The organism is Bradyrhizobium sp. Tv2a-2 (genome assembly GCF_000472425.1).
Lineage (GTDB): Bacteria > Pseudomonadota > Alphaproteobacteria > Rhizobiales > Xanthobacteraceae > Bradyrhizobium.
Window position 1 is genome coordinate 51,333 of record NZ_AXAI01000030.1, and the last position, 22,275, is coordinate 73,607.

At 57.1% G+C, this 22,275-nt stretch carries 15 protein-coding genes and 1 pseudogene; 5 read left to right on the top strand and 11 right to left on the bottom strand.

Translation table 11 applies throughout. The annotated features are described in order from the left end of the window. From A3AI_RS0136665 to A3AI_RS0136710, 9 genes are all read right to left on the bottom strand, one after another. Positions 1 to 876: an amino acid ABC transporter substrate-binding protein gene (locus tag A3AI_RS0136665; protein ID WP_024520285.1), complete on the bottom strand. Its 876-nt coding sequence runs from the start codon at positions 874 to 876 to the stop codon at positions 1 to 3. Position 877: 1 nt separating this feature from the next. Then, positions 878 to 1,927 (bottom strand): pyridoxal-phosphate dependent enzyme, encoded by a 1,050-nt coding sequence (locus A3AI_RS44215; RefSeq protein WP_024520286.1) that lies wholly within the window; start codon positions 1,925 to 1,927, stop codon positions 878 to 880. Between the two features lie 11 nt (positions 1,928 to 1,938). Continuing rightward, a complete protein-coding gene (locus A3AI_RS46745) occupies positions 1,939 to 2,793 on the bottom strand; it encodes a GNAT family N-acetyltransferase (RefSeq protein ID WP_084801160.1) in 855 nt (284 codons plus the stop codon). 142 nt (positions 2,794 to 2,935) lie between these two features. Beyond that, positions 2,936 to 4,063: a 4-oxalomesaconate tautomerase gene (locus tag A3AI_RS0136680; protein WP_210163681.1), complete on the bottom strand. Its 1,128-nt coding sequence runs from the start codon at positions 4,061 to 4,063 to the stop codon at positions 2,936 to 2,938. 50 nt (positions 4,064 to 4,113) lie between these two features. Then, on the bottom strand, positions 4,114 to 4,896 hold the full coding sequence (locus A3AI_RS0136685) for an IclR family transcriptional regulator (RefSeq protein WP_036050979.1): 783 nt from the start codon (positions 4,894 to 4,896) through the stop codon (positions 4,114 to 4,116). Between the two features lie 246 nt (positions 4,897 to 5,142). Continuing rightward, positions 5,143 to 5,394, bottom strand: coding sequence for a hypothetical protein (locus A3AI_RS0136690; protein WP_156928112.1), 252 nt, complete (start codon positions 5,392 to 5,394; stop codon positions 5,143 to 5,145). A 107-nt stretch (positions 5,395 to 5,501) separates the two neighbouring features. Continuing rightward, positions 5,502 to 7,142, bottom strand: a complete 1,641-nt coding sequence (locus tag A3AI_RS0136695) for a hypothetical protein (RefSeq protein WP_156928113.1) — start codon at positions 7,140 to 7,142, stop codon at positions 5,502 to 5,504. 936 nt (positions 7,143 to 8,078) lie between these two features. Beyond that, positions 8,079 to 9,665: a phytoene desaturase family protein gene (locus tag A3AI_RS0136705; RefSeq protein WP_024520292.1), complete on the bottom strand. Its 1,587-nt coding sequence runs from the start codon at positions 9,663 to 9,665 to the stop codon at positions 8,079 to 8,081. A gap of 1,392 nt (positions 9,666 to 11,057) precedes the next feature. Next, positions 11,058 to 11,999, bottom strand: coding sequence for an AraC family transcriptional regulator (locus tag A3AI_RS0136710; protein WP_245287034.1), 942 nt, complete (start codon positions 11,997 to 11,999; stop codon positions 11,058 to 11,060). Between the two features lie 1,291 nt (positions 12,000 to 13,290). Between A3AI_RS0136710 and A3AI_RS0136720 the strand changes: the two genes are divergently transcribed. Further along, a complete protein-coding gene (locus A3AI_RS0136720) occupies positions 13,291 to 13,668 on the top strand; it encodes a winged helix-turn-helix transcriptional regulator (RefSeq protein ID WP_024520295.1) in 378 nt (125 codons plus the stop codon). Between the two features lie 89 nt (positions 13,669 to 13,757). On the opposite strand, the pseudogene A3AI_RS46750 reads toward A3AI_RS0136720, so the two are convergent. Then, positions 13,758 to 14,004 (bottom strand): annotated as a pseudogene (locus A3AI_RS46750) (IS66 family transposase); the annotation flags it as partial. A gap of 570 nt (positions 14,005 to 14,574) precedes the next feature. Between A3AI_RS46750 and A3AI_RS44225 the strand changes: the two are divergent. From A3AI_RS44225 to A3AI_RS50395, 3 genes are all read left to right on the top strand, one after another. Continuing rightward, entirely contained in the window at positions 14,575 to 15,426 is an 852-nt protein-coding gene (locus tag A3AI_RS44225) for a winged helix-turn-helix domain-containing protein (protein ID WP_084801163.1), read from the top strand. 1,000 nt (positions 15,427 to 16,426) lie between these two features. Continuing rightward, positions 16,427 to 16,951: a cupin domain-containing protein gene (locus tag A3AI_RS0136740; RefSeq protein WP_036050988.1), complete on the top strand. Its 525-nt coding sequence runs from the start codon at positions 16,427 to 16,429 to the stop codon at positions 16,949 to 16,951. Beyond that, complete coding sequence (locus A3AI_RS50395; RefSeq protein WP_502685785.1) at positions 16,905 to 17,207, top strand: transposase family protein; 303 nt, start codon at positions 16,905 to 16,907, stop codon at positions 17,205 to 17,207. Before A3AI_RS0136740 ends, A3AI_RS50395 begins: the two co-directional genes overlap by 47 nt. A 650-nt stretch (positions 17,208 to 17,857) precedes the next feature. On the opposite strand, the gene A3AI_RS0136750 is transcribed toward A3AI_RS50395, so the two are convergent. Continuing rightward, the gene (locus A3AI_RS0136750; RefSeq protein WP_024520298.1) at positions 17,858 to 19,603 is read right to left on the bottom strand and encodes an adenylate/guanylate cyclase domain-containing protein; all 1,746 of its coding nucleotides are present in this window, start codon (positions 19,601 to 19,603) and stop codon (positions 17,858 to 17,860) included. 1,667 nt (positions 19,604 to 21,270) lie between these two features. Here A3AI_RS0136750 and A3AI_RS44230 point away from each other — a divergent pair. After that, positions 21,271 to 21,654, top strand: a complete 384-nt coding sequence (locus A3AI_RS44230) for a Cif family virulence factor (RefSeq protein WP_024520300.1) — start codon at positions 21,271 to 21,273, stop codon at positions 21,652 to 21,654. Positions 21,655 to 22,275 lie beyond the last annotated feature (621 nt).

The following is a 22,275-nucleotide window of genomic DNA, read 5'->3' on the forward strand; positions in this document are numbered from 1 at the left end:
CTACGGCATGAACCCGGCGATCTTATACAGAAAGACGTTCGCCTCACTCATGGGAACACCGAGCGGCTCGAACCACTTCTTGTATATCGCTGCTATTTCGCCCGACCGATACATTTCGGAAAGCGCGGTGTCGACGACAAGTCGGAAATCGGGATCGTCTCGACGAATGACAATGGCGTAGGTTTCGAAAGTCAGGGGATCACCAGTCACTTTCAACTCGGCCTCTTGGCGAGCTCCGGCCTTGATCCCGTACAATACAATATCGTCGGTGACATAGCCGTCCACGCGATCGTTCTCGACTGCCAACAAGCCCGCTGCATGGTCCGCGAAAGTGATGACTTTCGTACCCTTGTACGCCGGCGTTTCGACGAGAGACTTCACCGTCTTCTCGCCGTTCGTACCTTGCGCCACCCCGATTATCTTGCCCTTCAGGTCTTCCCAATTCGACACGCCCGATGTCACCTTGGTGAGAATTCGCGCGCCCACAACGAAGGTTGGGGACGAGAACGCGACCTGGTGCATTCGAGACAGCGTGATCGAAGTCGTGCTGCATTCCATGTCGAGCGTCCCGTTCGCGAGGAGCGGGATGCGCGCCGCAGGCGCCGTGGTCAGGTACTTGATCTTGAGATCAGGGGCGGAGATCTTATTGCGGATAACGTCAACGACGCGGTTGCAAAGATCTACCGTGAACCCCACGGTCTTGTTCTCCTTGTCGATATAGGAGAATGGCTTGGACGACTCCCGTGTTCCAAGCGTTATGACCCCGTTGTCCTTGATCTTCTTCAAGGTGCCGGTAAGATCCTCGGCAAAAGCTCCGCCGCCAGTACAAGCAGCGAAGGCGAGAGCTAGTCCAAGGGACAGGCTGTTGATTCTCATGTTACTCCTCCCACTGCAGAGACGTACGGTCGAAAACGTCTGGTGCGGCCAACTCCGATTTTAAAACGCTGGCCGAGTTTATGATTACGATGCAAGCGTCCGCTGCAATCTCTTCCCATTTCAGTCCGAGTTCGACGGCGGCAAGAGCCGTTCCTGCTTCAAGTCCAAGGCACACGCCGTCGGTTGAACTCATCTCACGCACAGCTTTCCTAGCCTGCATTGGGTTGATGGCATAAGCGCCGCCTTGTGAGATCGCGTCCAGTACCGCCGGAGCCATCGTGGGAGCTGGTGTGCGCATTCCACCACGCGGCGTATCAATCCGGGGCCATGGCTTGACGTTGCTAAGCCCCGATCGAAATGCCTCCACTAGCGGGGAGCAACCCTCATACTGGCTAATAACAAGACGCGGTACATCACCATCCACCTCTCCGCGTAGCTTGATACCCTCGAATGCCCGCTTTAGTGCGAGTAGTGCGGTTCCCCCCCCAGTCGGGCAGACCACGTAGTCGGGAAATCGTCCGTCGAGCTGTTCGACGATTTCATAACCTATCGTCATCTTTCCGATGATCCTGTGAGGGGTGCGGCTAGCCGATACATTCTGAAAGCCCCTGACCTGAGCGATTTCGTCCGACAACCTGGACGCATCGGTCCAATCGTCGAGCAATACCAGCTCAGCTCCTGCAAGCTGGATTTGCAGAACGTTGGCATAGAGCACATCGCGCGGAACCACGCACACGCATGGCAAGCTGGCACGTGCCGCGTAAGCTGCGAAAGCCGCACTCGCATTGCCGGTACTGTTAAGGACGACCCCTACTGCCCCCTCTTGCCGAAGGTGGCTGATGGTGTAGGACGCGCTACGGTCCTTGAATGACCCCGTCGGATTCTGACTTTCATCCTTGATGAGGAGCCGGCGGCATCCGATCCGTGCCGCGGTGCGTGGCGCATCTAGAAGAGGAGTCCATCCCTCTTCCATCGTTATCCGTCCTTCTCTTCCTACCGAAGAGAGAACATCATAACGCCACATCGAACTGACCGACCGATCAACCATCATGTCAGAGCGCCTTAGCTGGACCCGATTTGCGCAGCCACTATCGCGATTTCGACCGAGAACTCCTTCGCACCGGGGACCGACTGGACGCATGCTCGTGCCGGTGCGGCACCTCTAGGGACCCACGCTTCCCAAACAGAATTCATCTCCGGCGCCGCCGCGATATCCTTCAACCAAACCATGGCCGAGAGGAGACGCGACTTGCTGCTGCCAGCCTTCTTGAGAAGGGCATCGATCTTCTCCAGTATCTCTCTGGTCTGATCGGCAACGGAAACGTCCGACCTATTCGGCAGGAGACCGCCGAGGTGGACCATGTTGTTGAAGGCCACGATTCGACTGAGACGTGAGGACGTGTCGTAACGAAGAATGCCGTCGATCTCGACTGGAAGCAGCTTGGAGTTGTTCACCTTATCAATCCGGCAAGTCATCCGGATGCGATCACGCCCCATCAGGTCGTCTGATCCCGTAGTCGCGAATCCGCCGTTTGCGTAGAACGGAACGGCAGCAACGCGGGAGTTGCACCATGCCAGGCTTGACTTGCTCGAAGCCGCATGAGCCAGAAGCCCGTTCAGGATCCCGGATCCGACTCCCTTGCCATGGTATTCTGGATCGACTGCCATGCCCACGATCCTCCAGGCGTCCTGGTAGATGGATTGCGGGAGTGGAGAGGGCCATACGCTCCCTACCCCAATGACGTTGTCCCCGATCAACGCTCCGACATGCAAAGCTTCGGCACTGTCGTCGGCGGGATACGCTAGTTCCTGCACCGATCGCTCTGGATGCAGAACCCGTTTGCGCAAGCTTAGTGTGTCGGATGCCGACAACGACCGAAAAGATACTTCTCTTGACAAGATTACCTCTATTCTCACTCGGGGAACCGACCCCGGATTTTCATATCGCGGCCTTGAACGGCGATTCGAGAGAAGCTAGCGAACTAGTAATCCCAGCTACCGCTCTCGTTTCAACCGACAGCCAGAGCCGCCGCTGGCCGTCGCCCCGCAGATTCTTTGGTTATGCAGTTGCACGCCGCGCTTGTTCGAGACCGGCGCGGCCATCCCAGACGCGGCTTGGAATGCAAACCCATCCCTCGAACAGCTTGCGACACGTTCTGATCAGGGAGGCTTGCTTGAGTTCGAAATTAGCCGGCTCAGTCCCCGTGGACTCGGTCTCCACTTCGATTACACCGCTCGGGTGCTCGATGACGATATTCTTGACGGGCGAGGAAGGCAGCACCGCGTAATCTGCAGCAACCGTGCCCGCGAGGACACAGGCGGTGGACAGTGCCATGGCGCCAGTCACGGAATGCGTTGCGTGGCAATTGTAGGGCACGAAATCGCGCGATGCGATCACACCGCCCTTGGTCGGTTGAGAAACAAGAATCGGTTTGGGGATGACCAGCTTGGACGTATCTCCCAACCCCATTCGCCGCCCAGCTTCGTTACGCATGGATTCCAGGCGCGAAATCAATTTTTTATCGGCGTCGAGCTCAGCCTTGCTTTCATTCCCGCGCTTGCCGACAGCGTTGGCGGGCACGATCATCAACGGGACGGCAACGTCGATTAAGGTGACCTCAACATCGTCGATCACTTCGCGAATTTTATCTGTCGGAAGGAGCTTCTTGGTCTTGCTACCGATCGTCTTCGCGAAGTTGCACCGTACGGGAGCCGCCGTTCCCGTCACGCCGTCGATCGCAGCACCACCCTCGTACGTCACCTCACCCCGCGGCGTCTGCAGCTCCACGACAATCAGCGATTCCGTATTCGTGTTGTAGATCCGAACGGATGTCGTCGGATGATTCGCTTTGACCAAGCCTTTTTCAATTGCAAAAGGACCGACCGCACTCAACATGTTTCCGCAGTTTGAAGCGTAGTCGACGATCGAGCTATTTGGATTCACCTGAACAAAAAAGTAGTCAACATCTGCGTCCGGGCGCGCCGACTTCGATACAATAGCAATTTTGCTGGTCAGCGACTCCGCACCGCCGATCCCATCGATCTGACGGGGATGCGGTGATCCCATCGCTGCGAGCATGATACTATCGAGGAGGCCACCGGGATCGTTCGGGAGGTCCGACGCCAAGAACAACGGCCCTTTCGAAGTGCCGCCGCGATACATGGTAGCCGGAATACGTGTAATCATTTCTCTTCCTCGTTGTTTGGGCTTGCTCGTTGTTTGGGCTTGAATGCCCGTCAGGTTTCGCTCGCGCGTTTTGATGCGGGAATTCCACCGAGTGCGGTTGTGACACTCTCGACACTCGAAAGGATCGAGGACAAAGCAGCCCTCATCGCCGAGCGTCCCCAGCGGCTCGCAGGGCCAGAGATCGTGACGGCCCCAAGAATGCCGACCGATCCATAGACGGGAACAGAAATCGAACCGACGTCCGGCGTTCTGACGCCGATCCCGATGAAATAACCCTGCTGCCTGGTCCGGACGATGTCGGCCTTCAGCTTGACTGGATCCAGATCCGCTTGGACCGCGGCTCGCAGCAAGGGATCCAATTCCGGGCCGGACAGTTCGGACATCAACGCGCGTCCGGTCTCACCGGCGAAAAGCGGCAGCGTTTCTCCAATCGGAATGACCCGACGAACCGCGTATGTCCCCTCGACCACGTCGACACAGACCCGGGACTCGCCAACTCTCACATGGAGCGATACCGTCTCGCCGTGATCGGATGCTATTTTTTCCATCATGGGGCGAGCCCGACCTCGTATGTCGAGCCTCGATACGCAAAGCACGCTTAGCGACAGAAAGGTTGCGGCGACAACATACCCTCCCACGGATTGGTCACGGCCGATAAAGCCGGCGTTCTCGAGCGAGCGAAGCAGCCGATAGGCAATGCTCTTGTGTAGACCAGCACGTGCCGCCACTTCTTCGAGCAGGACGGGCCGATTCCCTGACGCGATGATCTTGAGCACGACCAGGGCGCGGTCGACCGTTTGCGACCCGCCGGAGGAATTGTCTGATTTCGACACGGGAGACTCCATTCTCTTATATCGAAACCATTGGTAGCAACCGTAGGGTGCGGCAGTCAACCCCACGCGACGGCCTGGGTGAAGGGCAACTGTCTCGGATAGTGCGCTGTTCATCTGGCTGCCGATCGCAAGACGTGGACTAGGGCGTGTACTCTTTAAAGAGGGACGCCGCGGATCACCGCGCGTTTGATGTCTGCTTTGCCCTTAGCGGCGGGGCCAAAGTGGACATCGCAGTGAAGGGTCTTTTCATGGCGCTCGAAGTCGAACGACGATTTCGCCTGCTCGCTTACTGTCATTAGCGATGGCATTGAGGGCCCGCCGGGCGTCTTCAAGGTCTGGCGGTTCTGCGCTCAGCCAGTTTAACCCCGCCTCTGCATTCATGAGCGTCGCCGTGAGCGCGTCGACGATTGCACCATAGGTGTGCACAAATTCCGCTGACGTCTGCATAGGCGCTTCACCTTTCGCGCGATAACAACTCGGCTTCGACTCGTAGGACATAGCGCGCTCCTTAGTGGGGCTGTGGAAACGATTCGGTGGTGTCGGCCCGAAGAGCCGCTCCAACGTCCATCTCTGCTCAGGCATCCGCCTCTTCATGAGTACACGCCCTAATAAAACGGGTAGTAGCGAAGAGTGGTCATGACGATGTTGTCGTCAGTGGAAGCGCGGACGCCTCCAGCGCCCGGCAATAACTCACGCTTGGTGTACGAGTACTGGAGGCCAGCCCGGATGTAGCCATAGGACCCTTGGTACAGCCTGTCCCAAATGCCGCCCGTGACCTGCCAGATCGAACCGGTTACACCCGCACACGTTCCGCCCTCGACATTGCAGCCAGTGTTGACGAGCGTAGGCACGCCGTAGCCAATATATCCCGACGGATTGGTCGCGGTGGGCCCGCCCAGACCATAGGCTGCGGCCGTCTTTTCGATGCCTCCATAGGCGTACATATCAATCTGAGGCGTAGCGTGGAGGACGAAGCCTCCGAAGATGTCCAGGTTGGCGAGCGGAACGATAGCCCCGTTGGTCGACAAAGTTGCATCAGGGAGCGACGTCGAGCCGTAGCGCCCCATTCCCCGACCAATGAGCGCACTCCCCTGAAACTCGAGCGTTTTGGGGATCAGTTCTGCAATGATACCACCGCCGACGCCGTAGCCATTGGCATTCTGGTTTGTCGAACCGCCGGCAAATCCCGCCGGCGTCAAGGCTCCGTAATTTACGCGGTCAAAGAAATTTCGATAAGCGCCGAACGCTTCCAGGTGCAGGGTTCTACCAGCGACCTTGCCTTCATAGGCGGCCTTGGCGACGAGATCCGGCACATGGTTTAGCGACAATTGTTGATTTTGGCCGGTCTGCCCGTATCCCGAAGCTCCGGTTGCCAAGCAAGTAATGCCCGAGACTCCCGTCGCCGCGCCGAAATTCGTGGCAGACGCGCCAGGTAAAGCCGAGGAGTTGGCCACCACATTGTTGCATCCGGTGCCGGCAAACGTGGTGGCGGGCTGCTCGGCCGAAACTGCGAACCAGAGATGCTTATCGAAGTCTTTCGTGATGCGAAAACCGGGTTGACGCGCGTAAGCGAAGCCTGGGACGTCGTTGGAATCGATCACAATTGGAATCGCTTCCTGGCGCGGCGTGATGCCACCACTGTTAAGGGTCACGAGCGAAAAAGCCTGACCAGCAAGAAAGTGCCATCCGCCGGCGAAGTCATCAAGCGTCGCATAGGCGTGTCTGATTCTGGGCGCAAACGAGTCCGTCTGCGTGTAGTTGCTGGTCGTACCAGCTCCCTGGAAATCCATCTCGAAGAAGCCAGAGAGACGCCTCGACGGATCCATTGGCGCCTCCAGCAGCGCAGATATTCGCGAGCTGCGAGCCGAAAAGCGCTGCTCGTTCATATGCGCCTGAGGATTGTTCAAGGTGGGAATGCCCGTGAATGACGTCCCCATGTCGGAGTTGGTATTCCGCGTGCGGAACACGCTGTCTGCCGCGAAGTATCCACCGGGTGTGATCTTCACACCACCCCACATCCAGCTTTTGTCACCCGCTACGGCTGCCGGTGCCGGCATCTTGGAGGCAGGCGCGGGAGCAGTTGCGGCAGAGCGCTCCTCCACGACCTTGATCGCCTCCTTGTTCTTCCGCGCTTCCGACCTCTGGTCTTTGACCGCCGCTCGCAATTCGTCGAGCTGAGCCTTTTGGGCCAGCAGTTGCGCTTTCAGGTCGGCGATCTCTTTCATCATCGTATCGTCCGCGGCCATCAGCGCTGTCGACGAGACTGACGCCATTAGCAGCGCTACAGACACTTTCAGTGAAATCTTCAAGAACTTTCGGTTCGCTCGCATGTCTCCCCCTATGTCACTTCAACGCGGAAAGTGATTGTTCCGTCGGTTTCTATAATCGAAACTCTTAGTTCGACATTCGGAACTCGCTTTTTGAAACACGACCCGATGATGGCGTCAATATGAAAAATGAGTTGGGACGTGGAGCATCTAGGTCAGGTCAGCTAACGCATTTGGTTCGTTGCTCGGGCCCGTGCATGCTCGCCGCGTAGCTTTCTTGATGGGAAGCCGAACGTGAGGGGCCTCGGCAGTTGGCTGAGCAAGTTTGCTACAGTCGGTTGACTGCGCACGCGCACCTCAACCCCGTCTGAATGCGATCGGCCGAGATCGACCAGAACTCTCGCGATCGCTTGCGCACGTGTTCACCAGGAAACGGCACGCGTCTGGTCAAATCGATAATGTTGCCCGAAGGCATCCGAGCCCTGCCGCGATCGTATCCGCGGATCGTTCTCAAACGCGACTAACGACGTTTCGAGGCCTCACAGCTCCGCAATGGCTGTTTGCCGCCCCCGTTCCAATATCCGTGGCGGTAAGCCCAGAGCGGAGCTGGTCGCTCACGCTATTCGGGTACCCATTGAATATCCTGGTGAGGATTTCGGTCAGGCAGGCGAGCGGATCGAGTCGTTCAGTTTAGAGGTCTCGATGAAGAATGCGATTATCGGCCAATGCTCGGCGCCGAAGTCGGAGCCACCGAACAACATATTTTTGCGCTCGAGGGCAATCGGGCGGCGTCGGTGATAATCGATGTCGCCGAGCCGCAGTGTAGGCCACGATTCAGGATGCCCTTGTTCGCTGGGGCTTCCTCCCCGATGCGCTAGCCCGATGATGGAGCTAGACCAAGTGTATTACACAGAGTCATTTCAGCGAGGAAGCGGCCAAGAAGCCGGAACTGCCGCTAAGGCTGGGACCTGGATGAACCGATGCGCCTATGTGGTAGAGACCCGGTATGAAAGTCTGATGGCCGGTGCTGGATTTTAATGGACGCCAGAAGAAAGATTGGTCAAGCCCGCAGTAGCCCCCATAAGGATCTCCCCTTTCTAAATTGATGTTCATTTCCTCCAGATCGGGTGGGGAATAGACGCGTCTCGCCAGCTTGATCTCGGCAAAGTTCTGGATGTGCGACGCCAGTCGCTGTTCGATCCGATCGGCATAGGTCTCGCGCAGATCCTCCGTCCATCGCCTGTCCGAAGGCGCTGCAATGAGGCCGGCCGCATCTCCTTTGATGAAGCGCGGGATTTCCAGCAATTGTAGCCAGAGAACGGCCGCGCCGGGCGGCGCGCGGCTTGCATCCAGCGCGGTCGGCTGGCCGACGCAGATGGTCGGCTCGGCCGGCAGCAGACCGCGCTCCGCCTCGTTGCTGGCGCGCGAGACCCCGTCGAGCCCGGATGTCAGGTGCAGCAAGGCGACTTTCGCTAGATCCGGATCGCCGTTCCAGCGCGGGCGACCAGAGAGGGCATAGTGAATTTGCATATTGCCATTGCCATATCGAAAGTTCTTTAGCCCATCGGCGATCTCGGCTGGCGGTGGGCCGCACACGGCGAGAAGACGCCTGTACAGCTGATCAGGAGTCGTAGAGCAGATGACGCCTTTGCGCGCGTTTGCCGTTTCACCGTTTGACAGCAGCACCCCGGCCGCACGGCCGGTGCTACCTACCAATACCGAGGTTGCCTCGATCGAGGTACGGATGGTTCCGCCCTGATCAATGATCAGCAGTTCGAACGCGCGCAACAACGAGCGGACGCCTCCGACCGCGATCGGGCAGCCCGCCATCTCGATGGCGAACGCGATCACCCTGGCCATCGTTGCGGAATAAGCGCTTTCCGGTCCGAGCCCGGAATGTAGGACCCAGGGAGCCCACAGCGCATGAACCGCCTCAGAACGGTAAGTAGCTTCCAGATGATGTCGCGCGGGCACCAGCGCCTTGCCGAGCCAGGCGGCAAGGTTGCGTAGACCGCGCCGCCAGGCTTCCAGGGCGAGCAGCTTCGCCGTGCTGCGCGACCAGAGTGTGCCGCCCAGCAAGGCGAACAAGAAGGGCGCATCGCCACCAAGTGCATCCATCTCTCGCGCGAATGCCGCACCATCGCCATCGGCGAGCGAATCGAAAGTGGCGATGTTGCGCTTCCGATCCATTGCAAAGAGGACGCTCGATCCGTCGGGACGCAGAACGCCGGTGGGCAGGGATGAATCCGCAAAGGAGAGGCCTCTCGCCTCGAGATCCTTGCCGAGAGCGGCATAGGACGGAGAGATTCGAAACCGCGTCAAGGTTGTCGCCATGACGTCGTGGATGAAGCCTGGTGCGGTAACTTCTTCCGTGCGCAGGCAACCGCCGATTGCCTCGTTGCGTTCGAGTACAAGGACGCTCGCGCCCTTTTTTCCGAGGATTGCGGCGGCGACCAGTGCGTTGATGCCGCTGCCGACGATGACATAGTCATAAGTGCTCACGTGCCTGCTCCCCCGTCATTCGGTCGGCATCATGGGCTCGCCTTAGCGTTACAAGAATATGCTAGGTTTCCGGAATCTTGTCGCAGTCGAAAGATAGCGTGGTCACAGTTGAGTGACTGCGCGAGCAGCGGCTGCCATCGGGCGATGATTTCCATTCGCGCCACGGAGATCGATCGCTCCTTGAGCGCAGCGTTGTATTCGACAGCGGTGAATGACCATCGAGCTCACAGCGCGCCGTCTCCGATGCCGCTTCGGCGTGCTCCCGGATAGGCACTGTAAGCCGGTGCCAGTCTTTGCGGCCCAAGCACGCTAAACAGTCTGACCACGCCGCCAGACTACGTTGCGGTTCGAACTTATCGTCAGATTAGACTGGTGTGCCGCCTGTGCCGAAGGTTCAGAAGTAGGCGACTTATCAGCGCTGCACGCTCGGTAGATGCGATGAAAGCTCCGGTTCGCTCAATCGCCGGCGGCTAATCGATCCAGAGTGACAATCGCCGAGGAGGTCCTATCCGCAGCTGGGGCGGCAGATAAACGTAGAATATTTTGTGGCCAAACGTGCTGATGCGACCACCTATCTGTAGAGTTTCCCGAGCCGGATGATCAGGAATGTGTCTTGGCGGTGACAGACTGCAAGCCGGACCTCGATCGTTGTGTCTCGCGCAGCAAGACAATCTCCTCCTCTGTGAGACCAAATTCTACAAGGGTTTGGTCATTTATTTCGCAGAACCATTGGCGAATCCGGTCCCTTCCCGATCCACATTTTTCGTGAGTTAGCCTCCGCACCAGGCTTGACGTTTCTCTCGTGCCTTTAAACTTCCTACACGCTTCGTATTTGCACATCAGCCGACTCCTTGAGGGGCCTCCCAACCCACACATTGAGATATGCAACGATTTCCTACGACTAAGTCGTGGGCCCCCCTTCCGAAGCGGGAATTTGATTACGTTTGAAATTCGGTGCACTTCATTCACCTTCAATCATCCTAGCGTTGCTTAGAACAAGTTTGAGGGTCATTGAGATCAACGAATGAAATTCCGTGTTGCCCTCAATCTGCGCTGACACTCGTCGGCGTAGGTAAGACAGGGAGGACGTCGTTAGATTGTCACGCACTTGGATGAGCTCCACCCAAACGGAGCAAGCACGCGGTCCGTCGTATGTCGCATAGCGGCGCATTTCGTCCGGTCCTCGGTAAGCAGATCGTGATCCCGGGTGCCTTGATAGCGAAAGAGACCGGGCGATGCGGCAGAGCTGCTATTTCGGGTTCCAGCACTTGGTCAGAGTTGGTCGTTCGCGGATCATCGACACGGCTCGTGTGGACGCACGAAGAATTGAATTAAGTCGATCCGATTGGTGTTGAGGGAGGATCTGCGTCCGATCGATAAGGACCGCTGGTCTCATTTCTCGAACTCTCGTCGATATTCACTTGGTGTCCAGCCGGTTGCCTTTCTAAAGGCAACGCTGAAGGAAGTGATTTGAGAATACCCCAGAGCCAGTCCGATTTCGGTGACTGAAGCCGCGCGATCTGCCAGGAGCGACTTGGCCCGCTCAATTCGTCTTTGTACATGATACTGGTGTGGTGGGATCCTGAAGGAACGCTTGAACGCCCGGCAGAAATGCGGCTGACTCAGACGTGCGAGGCTGGCGAGCGTGTGCAGGGAGATCTTGTCACCTAAATGCTCTTCAATGTACTCAGCAACGATTCGTTTCTGCCAACTGGCGAGACCTCCGCGAAACGATAAACGGTCGTACATCCGCGCTTCGGCCGAGAAGGCCAGTTCGTGGGCAAGCACACTTGAAAGTGCAGCCAAATACAGATCTGTCTTTATTTTACCGCCTTCAAGCGTTCGTGCCAGCTTGTCCGCTGTCTCCCACACGACGGAGTCCTCGAAGTGCATTCGAGGTGCATGGACATTCTCGCCCTCACAGGGGGCCGAGAGCATCACTGGATTCAAATACAGAAAGGTCACTCTGGTCGCCGCAGCGGTTTCGTGCCATTCCCGATATGCGTGGCCAGCCGGCACAAAGGTCAGCTTATTAACGAAGCCACGGATTCTCGATGGCTCCAATCCTCGGATCATCGTTTCGCCGTTCCGTCGCCCTCCCTCATTATACATTGCAAGGAGATGCACGGATGCTTGAAAACTAAACTCGACCGTAATGGATGGAGGCGCATAAATGGACTCGGTAAAGAGGTTCATACAGCCACTGCCCCGCCGCTTGACTGACTCGGCGGGACGAATCTGAACGAGCTGATTGATATCCCGCAACGTGACCGGCTGGTCTGAATTGAACCCTTTCGCCTCGACGTGCTTAAAACCCAATACGTCGTCAGACACTCCGCCGCTCCGTAGCAGCTCTTTGCTTTTACGAATTCCGTCCAACCTGCTGGCCATCACCGCTCTCACTCACCAATCGGCGTTTTGGGCCGTGAAACGCTGCCAACAAAGCGCAAGCCAATCGCGGGATACGGCGCGATAAACCGCATGTTACGGTTGTCACCTGATTGCCAAAGTAAGACAAGGGCAGCACCGCTTCCTTGTGATCCTACGCAGAGCAAGTCCTTTCGCCTTCGTCGATTGCTGGAATCCTTATCCCGATGCAATCGCGGGCCCTGCGTCTTCGAGCACATAGTTCTGCTTCCCGGTCACGTCTGCGCCTACGTAATCGTCAGCTTGGCCGATATAAGGGACAGCAATGTCCTGTAGTTACATTTATTAAACCAGAGCTGATTGGAGACACCACGAATCGCCTGCCCGATTGTCCAGTCCACGCTAAACGGCAAGTGGACTTCGAGCGTCTTATTTACCTGGTCCGTTTTACTTGGTCCGTTAAGCATCAATCCTAACAAGATCACCTCAATTGCGATAATCCAAAAAGAGCGGGACCGTTGCCAAGTCTGTAGCATGGCCGAGTAACGTGCCATTGATCACTGGTTGCTGTCGAAGACGAGAAATGCGCGCATCAATAGTCGCTGTGAGACGAACGAGCAGATATTCGATCCCTACCGGCATTCACGGATCTGGCCCTCTGGATAAAGTTGATACCAAGTTCCGGCTGCTCATCCCGAGCAGTCGCAAACGAGGGACGTGTCCGTGTCTACCCCAGCAGCGAGTGCACGAGCGGAACTTCCGCCCTTTTTGGCCGGCTGGGGAAGTGATTCATCATGCGTCTCGAGAGTGGAGTTCGAGGCCGTTCGGCTTGGGATCTTCCGAAGCCCGGCCCACCGGCGGGGGATGCAAGAGACACGCACGCAGGAGTGATCGGGCGAGCTGTGTCAAAGGTCGTTCAGGCTCCGCTTTATTCAAAGCAGACTTCTGAATCATCTCGCGTGAACAACAAAGTTGATTGGTTTGTCTATTCGCGGGCCAATCGCTATGGAAGATCCATCCTTGGAGCAGCCGAGCTTCTCATGGTTTGGATAACCTCGAGTGGCGGCGGTTAAGGATGTAAACATGATCAGCGAAGCCGATGTCCAGCAGCTCGATTTCCTTTCGAGGAGCCGCTAGTTTTCTGCGGGCTTCGCTACATGCTATCACAGCTCAAGACCAACTCTCTCGTGGCGCTGCGTGCTGAGCTCAGCGGCTGAGCACAATTGAGCAAAGAACCTGATGCGCCATGGGGCGAACGATGAGTGATAACAAATTGAAGGCTTCCGATCGGAGGATTGAGCACGTATTAGATATGACTCTCGATCTCATCTGCGGAAAATGGAAAGCTGCGATCATTTATCAGCTTCTTACAGGCGCGGTTCGTTTCAGTGAACTGAAGCGACGACTTTCTAAAGTTACTCAACGTATGTTGACACGTCAGCTGCGGGACTTGGAGGCAGCCGGCCTCGTGATTCGCACCGTCTATCCGGAGGCTCCGCCGCGTGTCGAGTATTCGCTTACGGTGCTTGGCCGTTCGCTCGAGCCGGTTATCAGAGTCATACATAATTGGGGTGACGCGCATCTATTGAGGGAAGAGAACGGCCGAATTGATGAGTCGAGGAGGACGACCAATTAAAGTCGATCTCGGCTAAATCGCTTTGTAAGCGTAGTTCACGCCACATTTTCCTGGCGCGAAGCATGGGCGCCGACCTCAATGGCGCCAGCGAGCACCGGCGCGGTCGTCTCGTCGGCTAACAACCCGGACGTCGCTCGAAGCCTTGCGAGAAGGCGCCCATCCAACGGGCGAAGATGGAAGGCCGCGTGCCCAACTCTGGCTGCGAGCGTCAACCGGCGGAGATCAATGCCTCGGCGGGCATAAATCTGAGCCTGCCGGTACTGCGTCAGATGATCGGCAATTTTGCCGCCAGAACCGGGCGACGGTGGCTTCGGTCGGCACCCCACCCTCGATCACCGGGCCGTGCCGGAGCCGACGTCAGGTTCTGTCCGAATACGATATTATGAGAATATAGAGAAAGTCGCGTCTATGGGCCGCGAGCACCCATCAGCTTTACTATCTATTTGTAGTCCATGCTCGCGATTGGACGGCTGACCTCGCAGAATCAAGATCGTTGCCCGAGCACGGACGATTGGATAGCGAGGAGTCGACCTACGGCGACGCAGCCCAGGGCCCGGCATTGGTCCAGATACCGATCACAGCATTAGTTCCTGCCTAATGCTGGAGACACAGGAAGAAACGAGATGTCAAAGTTTGGCGTTGGAGATATCTGCCATTCTTATCACTCAGATCAAGCCCCTTGACGGCAGCGCGGCCATATTCCGCCTGGAATGGTCAACCGGATCACGTTCCTTGGCGCCGTTGCCATGAACACAGCTATTCGTGCTTGGCACGGGCTTGGCTTGCATTGAGCTGACCTTGATTTTGGCGAAAGGCCGATGATCAGCAGATCATGCTTCGTCAAGTCGCGAGAAGTTGTTGTCGATTGAAAGTATGAAACCAGTGTACACGCGCTCTCTGGCATCGATGCCCGCTCGCGCTAAAACCGGAGATAACATCATCCGCCTGCAGAGCTGGAAGCCTCGAAGGTCACGAGGTGCCGTCCCTTCCGTCCTCAATCATGCACGCACTGAGAACGGGCCAGCCAGCGACCGCAATGATCACCCGCTTCACATCCTTATCGTCGATAACAATCCGGTCGATCGTCAGACAATGATCGAGTATCTCAAGACGCAGGGGATCGGCGCGAAGTCCAGCGACGAGTCTGCTGTCAAGCAACAACTTGCCAATGGCGACTATGATCTCGTGACCCTCGATCTATCCGTCTGTCGGAACGCTGGCCTTTCATTGCTGTTCGAGATCCGGTCTCGATTCAATTTGCCTCTCATCGTGACGACGCCTTCGGATGTCAGCGAGAGCCTGCGCGCGGCGGCCTTGGAGCTGGCTGCTGATGACTGTATCGCCAAGCCGTTCGGGTTACGGGAATTTCTGGCTCGCATTCACGCCATTCTGAGGCGACGCAATCGCCGGCATAGCGACCCTCCTGCCCGGCGGAGCCCGTCGAGACCCCGGTGTTGCCGGTTCGGCGACTGGCAGATCGATCGACGGCTCCGGCAGTTGACTGCGCCTGATGGATCGTGCGTGCCACTGACGAAGGGCGAGTATGCGCTTTTGGCTGCCTTTCTCGACGCCCCGATGCTAACATTGAGTCGCGAGCATCTCCTTCAGGCAACCCGGCTCTACGAGGGTTCGTGTGACCGCTCGATCGATGTTCAGATCCTGCGCCTGCGCCGTAAATTGACGCCCAAGGGTGAGATGCAGGGCATCATCCGCACTGTTCGCGGCGCCGGCTACATGTTTATGCTGCCCGTAGAGTAAATGTAGATTGAACCAGCCAGCATCCACAGTTCGTTTGGACGGCCTCGCATAGATCGTTCAGCGTTTCCTCGATCTCGCGACAGGCTCTGGCTTCGACGTCGCACTGGGCGCTCTTACACCCGTCGTGGTTCCTGAACCGTGCTCCGTCCTTGATACAAGCGAGAACGTCAATTATGCATCGCCGGTCGCGCTCACGAAGTTCGGTGACGCGCCAAGAAGTTGCTGCTCCACGATGCCGACGTCGTGGCTCGAGAGGACGACGCCAGCACTCGCACGAGCGCCTTCACGAAAGCGCGCAACGCCGGCGGTGAAAATTGATCGCAAGGTGGTCGCGGCGGGCTTGGGCTACGAATGGTGGTCGGGCCATCTCTCGTTCGTGTTGTCTGACGTGTTCGGCGGCATGGCCGAGACGCGATAATCTAGACTAAGCCGAACCGTTCCAATTGAAATGGCTTTCCAGGAGGACGACACACTCGCGCAACGCGGCGGTGAGCAGATGATGCTTGAGCACTCGCGCATCGATGCCCTGATCCCAGCCAATGTGGCGCCAAGCACGACACCAGCAGGCACCTTCTCGGTTGCGTAAATAAGATCGTCGCCACTTGATAGCACGCCCGTACGACTTGCCGATGTCGACTCATGATCTTCAGGCATGCCCGTTGGACAGGTTGAATCACTGATATCTCTATGTCGCGACGGCCGCCTTTTTCAACGGAACCGGCCGATAGCGGACATGACCGGAACTTGCGACTGGCTCGCCCGGTCGCGAATGATCCAGAGCGATCTTTGCCTCAATCGAGGGCCTGGCTCACAATGTCACATTCTGCTTACGCCGAACCAGTGCATGCATCTGAATTGTGACTTGCTTCAATTGTAACCGCATCCGTTAGGTCCGACACGCGCCTGCAACACGCGATCGTTACTCTCAGAGCAATGATTGCGGACAAGCCAGCGATCTGCGCGCTACTTGCCTGCAGCGTCATACCGGAGGTCTCTGACGATGCCTGATAGTCTCGATCTGCACAAACGTCGCTCGACGAGCGCGACCGAAGCCAAGGAAGTGTTTTCCCCTCAGAAAGACTCGCCACCGATGAACGAGTATCTCACGGAAGTTTCCAATAATGACGGAGATTACTGCGTCATCCGATGCACGCTGCCCGCGGGGGCGGTGGTGCCGATGCATAGTCACGCCGACCGGGAGACATTTTACGTGCTGTCCGGGAAGGTAGATGGTCTGAGGGTCGATCGCTGGGAGGAGCTTGGACCGGGGGACATCTTTGATGTGCGCGACGGGGTCAAGCACGCTTGGATAAACTCGTCGCAGGCGGACGCTTCGATGATCTGCGTGACGACAACAAAATTGGCTCGCTTTCTTCAAGAGGCTTCGAGTCCGGTTGCCGGCTCGCCCGAAGAGCACACTCAGCGCTTCCTCAAGCTTGTCCAAGCAAATGGGTATTGGCTGGCAAGTCCGGAGGAGAATGCCGCGGTGGGACTGGACGTCAACTGGAACGGGCCTCACGATTGATCGCGTCGCGCGCACGGATTGCGATCTGTTTCTATTGTTGCCAGCTGGAAGCTTGGGTCTGTGTCCAGCGTGCAGGACGAATTCCCGGCATGTTCGTAGCCGGCATCGACGACGCGCGACCGATCACCCGCTCTCGGGACAGATCGTAGAACTCCTGGTCATCGCCCGCCGCTTCCACTGCGAGGCCATCCTGTGCGGGCACTCGATCTTCACCGAGTGCTTCGCCGGAGGAACACCGGTTCCGTCGGCGCAATGAATGACAAGATGGACTCTATCGTCTACCACTACTCTATCGTCCGCCACCTCGGGCTTGTGCTTGGTCGTCGAGCGGCCGCGGGCTTCGCAGAACGGCTGATGCTGTCAGTGAGCGCCGACACCGAAAGCTCGAGCAAATTCAGAGTTGTTCGCAACCATGACTGCGACGGGGCCGGTTGATGAAAATCGTGCTACCAGGATCAATTGCAGGATAAGGTCAAGAGAACGGTCCCAGCGCGTGGCAAGGGGCTGAGAGAATCGCGACTGGGACCGTCCACGCGGGATGTGAATGGCCCGCTAAAACCATGTAGTTCCCGCGAACGCGATACCAAGGTGCGGCAGTCCAAAAACCAATCAATCAAAATGGCCGGATTAGAGGCACATGCGCCTTCCCCAGCCGCAGAGCAACATCGTTACCGCGATGCAACACTTTCACGGGATTACATTTCGGGATCTTCCAACAGAAGCCGTGGGTCACCCCCCGTGCTCGCGGACACCTCCGCTCGATCACCGCAGATGAAGCGTTGAAGATCCGGAGAGGATTTCAAGTCGCAAACCCCTTTGCAACCGCGGCGGCGCGAAATCGCTTTGCGTCCCGTCACAGACTAGCTTGAACGCTCGGCAACGTTCATTCTGGATTCTATTTTCAAATCATTCCGGCAAACCTATCGCATGCAGCGCCTGTTTGATGCGGGATCTGGCATCAGCGGATCGGGCCGGAAATACGTCATCCATAAATGCAATCCGAAAGCGTGGATCGATCTTGAGCAACTGAAAAGCAGCGCCTTTTGCTTCAAGCGATCGCCCTTGCGCTGTTGCGTTTACAATAAGAGCCAACAGTGAAAGGACATTGGCCCCCATTTGGACGGCTTGACCCGCAGCGGCAAATCCTTCCTCGTACTTAAAGGTAAGAAAATGGGCGAAGGCGCTTCCATATCTGGCGCCGACAGTCAACGGATCGAGAGGGTTCAAGCGCATCATCTGCTGAAAGCTCTCGATGGCTCGCTCAGGTGAGTCGCTTAGCACCGAAACCCAACCCCTACTGTGCCAGGCGGGTGCACAATTGGCATTTAGGATGACGGCCCGCTCGGCTAGCAGCTCAGCGTGGTCATATCTGCGCCCGATATAGGCGAGAACGTGGGCCGCACGCGCCAATACCGAAGCATCATCATGCCCGAGCCGGGCAGCTCGTTCGGCGTACCGTACGGTTTGTTCGCGCTGCTGCTCGGTTAATGGAGCCCCACTGACGGTCCGCTCGACAAGTGAGACGTACGCAACCATGGCGTGGGCTTCCGCAAACTCCTTGTCAAGATCGATTGCCCTGTGAAATAGCTCGAGAGCGTCTGACATTGTTGATCGACGATAAGCGGCTGCCGATCCCCGTAGTACGAGGTCGTAGCTGTCCAGACGATTTATCGGCTTGCGCCTTGAGCGTTGGATTTCGGCCTGCTCGATAGCGGCCGCGATTGCCGCTACTACGCGAGAGGTGACCTCGTCCTGTAGATCAAATATGTCCTGAAAGTGCGCATCGAATCTATCGGCCCACAGATGGGCTCCTGTACGCGCGTCGATGAGCTGGCCGGTGATGCGGATACGGTTTGCAACTTTCCGTACACTGCCCTCGAGTACGTAGCGAACGCCCAATTCACGGCCGACTCGCTTGATATCGACCGGCTTGCCTTTGTAGGTAAATGACGAGTTGCGCGCGATAACAAATAAGAACTTGAACCGCGATAATGCAGTGAGGATATCTTCGACTATGCCGTCTGCGAAATATTCTTGGTCGGGGTCGTCGCTCATATTCGAGAACGGCAGCACGGCAATGGAAGGTCTGTCCGAAATTGACGCGTCGTTGGTGGGGGCTTCAGAGAGAAGGCCCCTCCGGGTGACCTCGACCGCATAAACGCGGACCAGCTTGGACATGTTCTTCAGCTGGCGCTCCCCCCGATCCTCAAAACCGACGTCCAGCTTTCCTTCGACTTCACTATGCACCTTGCTCGAAATCAAGATCCCACCGGGATCGGCAATGCTTTCAAGCCGGGTCGCTATGTTAATGCTCTCGCCGTAAACATCGCCGTCCTCCTGAACGATCACATCGCCCAGGTTGAGTCCGATACGCAATTCAAACGCATCCCGAATCGAGGAGAGATGATCCTGAATTTCGACCGCACATCGCACCGCCGCGACAGGGCTGGCAAATTCCGCAAGCACGCCGTCGCCCGTGGTTTTGACGAGCCGGCCTTGGTATTGGGCCAGGCAGGGCTCTATCACCTCGTGCTTTATCCGCCCAATCTCGGCATAGGTCGCTTCCTCCGCTCGCTCCATGAGCGCAGAATAACCAACGATGTCGGCGGCCAAGATGGCCGCCAACCGTCTCTTGATGGGTTCTTTAGCCATTTCAAACTCACTTCAAGGAGGTTCGCCAGCTAGCGAGTCAGCATTGCGCCAGCTCACTTCCCGATATTTGGCAGCGCCCCTAGCGTCTCCTCCTTTGCAGACCCTGTCGCACCGGCAGGCACCAAAGCGCGCGAATCCATTTTCATTTGCGCTTGCCCCCGGCGTGACGGAACTCCGGTTAGCGATTCAGAAAGAGCCTTATTGCCCTGCGGCACCTGTCGCGGGTTGCGATGCGAGGGGGACGGTCTTCATCAATAGCCCTAGTCTCAACGCGGCGCCCCATAAAGGAACTCCCGCCTGGAGACCAGGCGATGTTTGGGACCGAAATCGTCTCCCATATCGTCTCATTTCTGGCCCTCGTGTTTTCCACCGAATCCCGCCCCAACACCAAGCTTGCGATTTCCGGTTGAAAGCACGAGAAGCGCGAGGCGCTGTTGGAAGCGTCTAATCTGTGTCAGGGCGGTCGTACGCTCCGGGCCTGGAGAGAGCTTCTGCGCTGTATCCAGCAACTTTGCAAGCAACAGAAAGAGATCATAAAGCCTTGTGGAGGAGGAAACGTCAGTCGCAGCAGCGTCCATATTGGGTTTGCCTGTCTAGCTGATGATGTCTTGACCTAGCGCCGATCACGCTCGTTCACCCTTGAACTGGTAGCCGCCCCGCGAGAAAATATGCCCTGTTTCCGACGCCCTGACTTGTTGTTTGAAGTAAAAAGGTGAAAAGCGCCCACCGCGCGCCTCGCCTGAATGCCGCGATTTGGTGACTGAAGTCCGCTGCGGTCCGCTCGTACTTTCCAGCGCCGGGAGCCGCAGTGGACGGCGCCCTCGTCAACAGCCGCGACAGATGATGAGCTTGCGATCCAGCTCTACGTCCGACGGCTCTTGCCGGCGGTCATATTCCGAAGAGACGCCCTCTTGAGGAAGGTCCACAGCTCTTGGTTGGCGGTGCCCCGTCGGCGCAAGCCACGGCAAGTGTGATGTCAGAACGGCCGGGCTATTCTCATCCGACGCGATTGCAGGCGAAAATGAGCCTAATAGGACAGCGCCTAGCGCGACGAAACCGGTAATTTTGGCCAAACGCTTCAGGACCGAGCTTGAGCACATGGCGACCCTCCTTCAAGCTAGAGCTCCAGATGAGCTATTACTTTGTGAGATCATCCTATTCACGACGCAGAGATACTGAATGCCGGCAAGGCTCGAAATAATGCTCCTCCACCTCATCGCCCGCGCAGATCTCGGGTCGAACAAAGTCGATCGCCTCGGAGCGTTACCGTGCTCAAGGAGGCCAACGAGGCGCTGTTGAAGCGCGCCTGGACACTTAATCGACGGCGGCCGACGTCCTTCCGCCACATGCGGCCGCGCTCACCGCTATGATGGCGTTCGCGCCCCTGCATCTGACAGCGTTCCCACGAGAGCGATGAGAGGACCAGAACGCGCCGAACCGCCCAACGCTAGTCGTGAGCAGCGTTCATTTCTCTTCAGGACGACAAGCAGAGTTGGACACATCAGCGAACTAGGCCCGGGGGGAACGAACGCGAACGCCGATACTCGAGATAACTGCGCCGTCCCCTTTACGCTTCTTTACATAAATCAACCCGCCACGACGCTGACCGGTGCTATATCTTAGGTTGTCTTCATACATGACGGCCAAACCCACCAGGCACAGAACCAATGATCAACTCCCCTCTTCAGCAGAACACTGCGGTCGTCCTTCCGCCGCCTGTGGCTGCGTTCGTTGAAGCGACCAACAGTTCTGACATTCAGCGATTAATGGATACATTCGCGGAGAACGCTCTAGTCAATGACCAGTTACGGGATTACTGGGGAAAGCCGGCAATCAAGGAATGGGCTGAACGTGATATTATCGGTGAGAGACTAACGATGAACGTAACAAAATTGATTACGCACTACGGCAACTTCATCGCCACCGCTAACGTCGATGGCAACTTCGACAAGCGTGGCCTACCCGAGCCGCTCGTGCTCGCTTTCTATTTCACTGCGCACTGCAATCTGATTGTGCAACTGATCATTTTACGAAACCGATACGACATCTGAGTATTGAAAGCAGGCTCCACCGCAATATCCTTGACACATGATACCGATCCGTTCCAGGCCAGCGTGCTCGCGCAGTGACAGAGGAGTCAGATCTGGTATGGCTCTGACTGAGCCTATCCATATAAGCCCTCGCACGATTTTTTCCTGATATGAGCAACCATATACGGGAGCCGTTCACACATTGAAAGTCTCGTTGTCGCTCACCACTCAACACGTAGTCTTGAATTGGTCGGGCGCAGAACGAGGTTCTTGATTCCAGCATTGCGCCGATTATCGCGCTTTGCCTCCGGTTCGTCTCCGCCTCCGTCGACGATCTCCACTCTGACCACATCAAGAGCGAGAACCTGCTGCCCTGCTCTTCTTTCCTCCGCGCCTGTAACGCGCAAACGGCGCCGCGGGCGTCGGGTGTTGGACGGAAACGGAAAGATCATGTGCGGTGCAATCGGTGAGCCCGGCAGGGGCCCTGTTCGACTCCATCAGCTGAATGCAGCCCAGGACAGTTTGAGACGATTGAGCATGCCTTTGAGACTGACGAAAATTAAATGTCTCGGAGCGCGCCCGTACAGTCGCCATGCAATCACTGCTCAACCCTGTCAAGGAGTGTCACCATGTCCCGTCTTT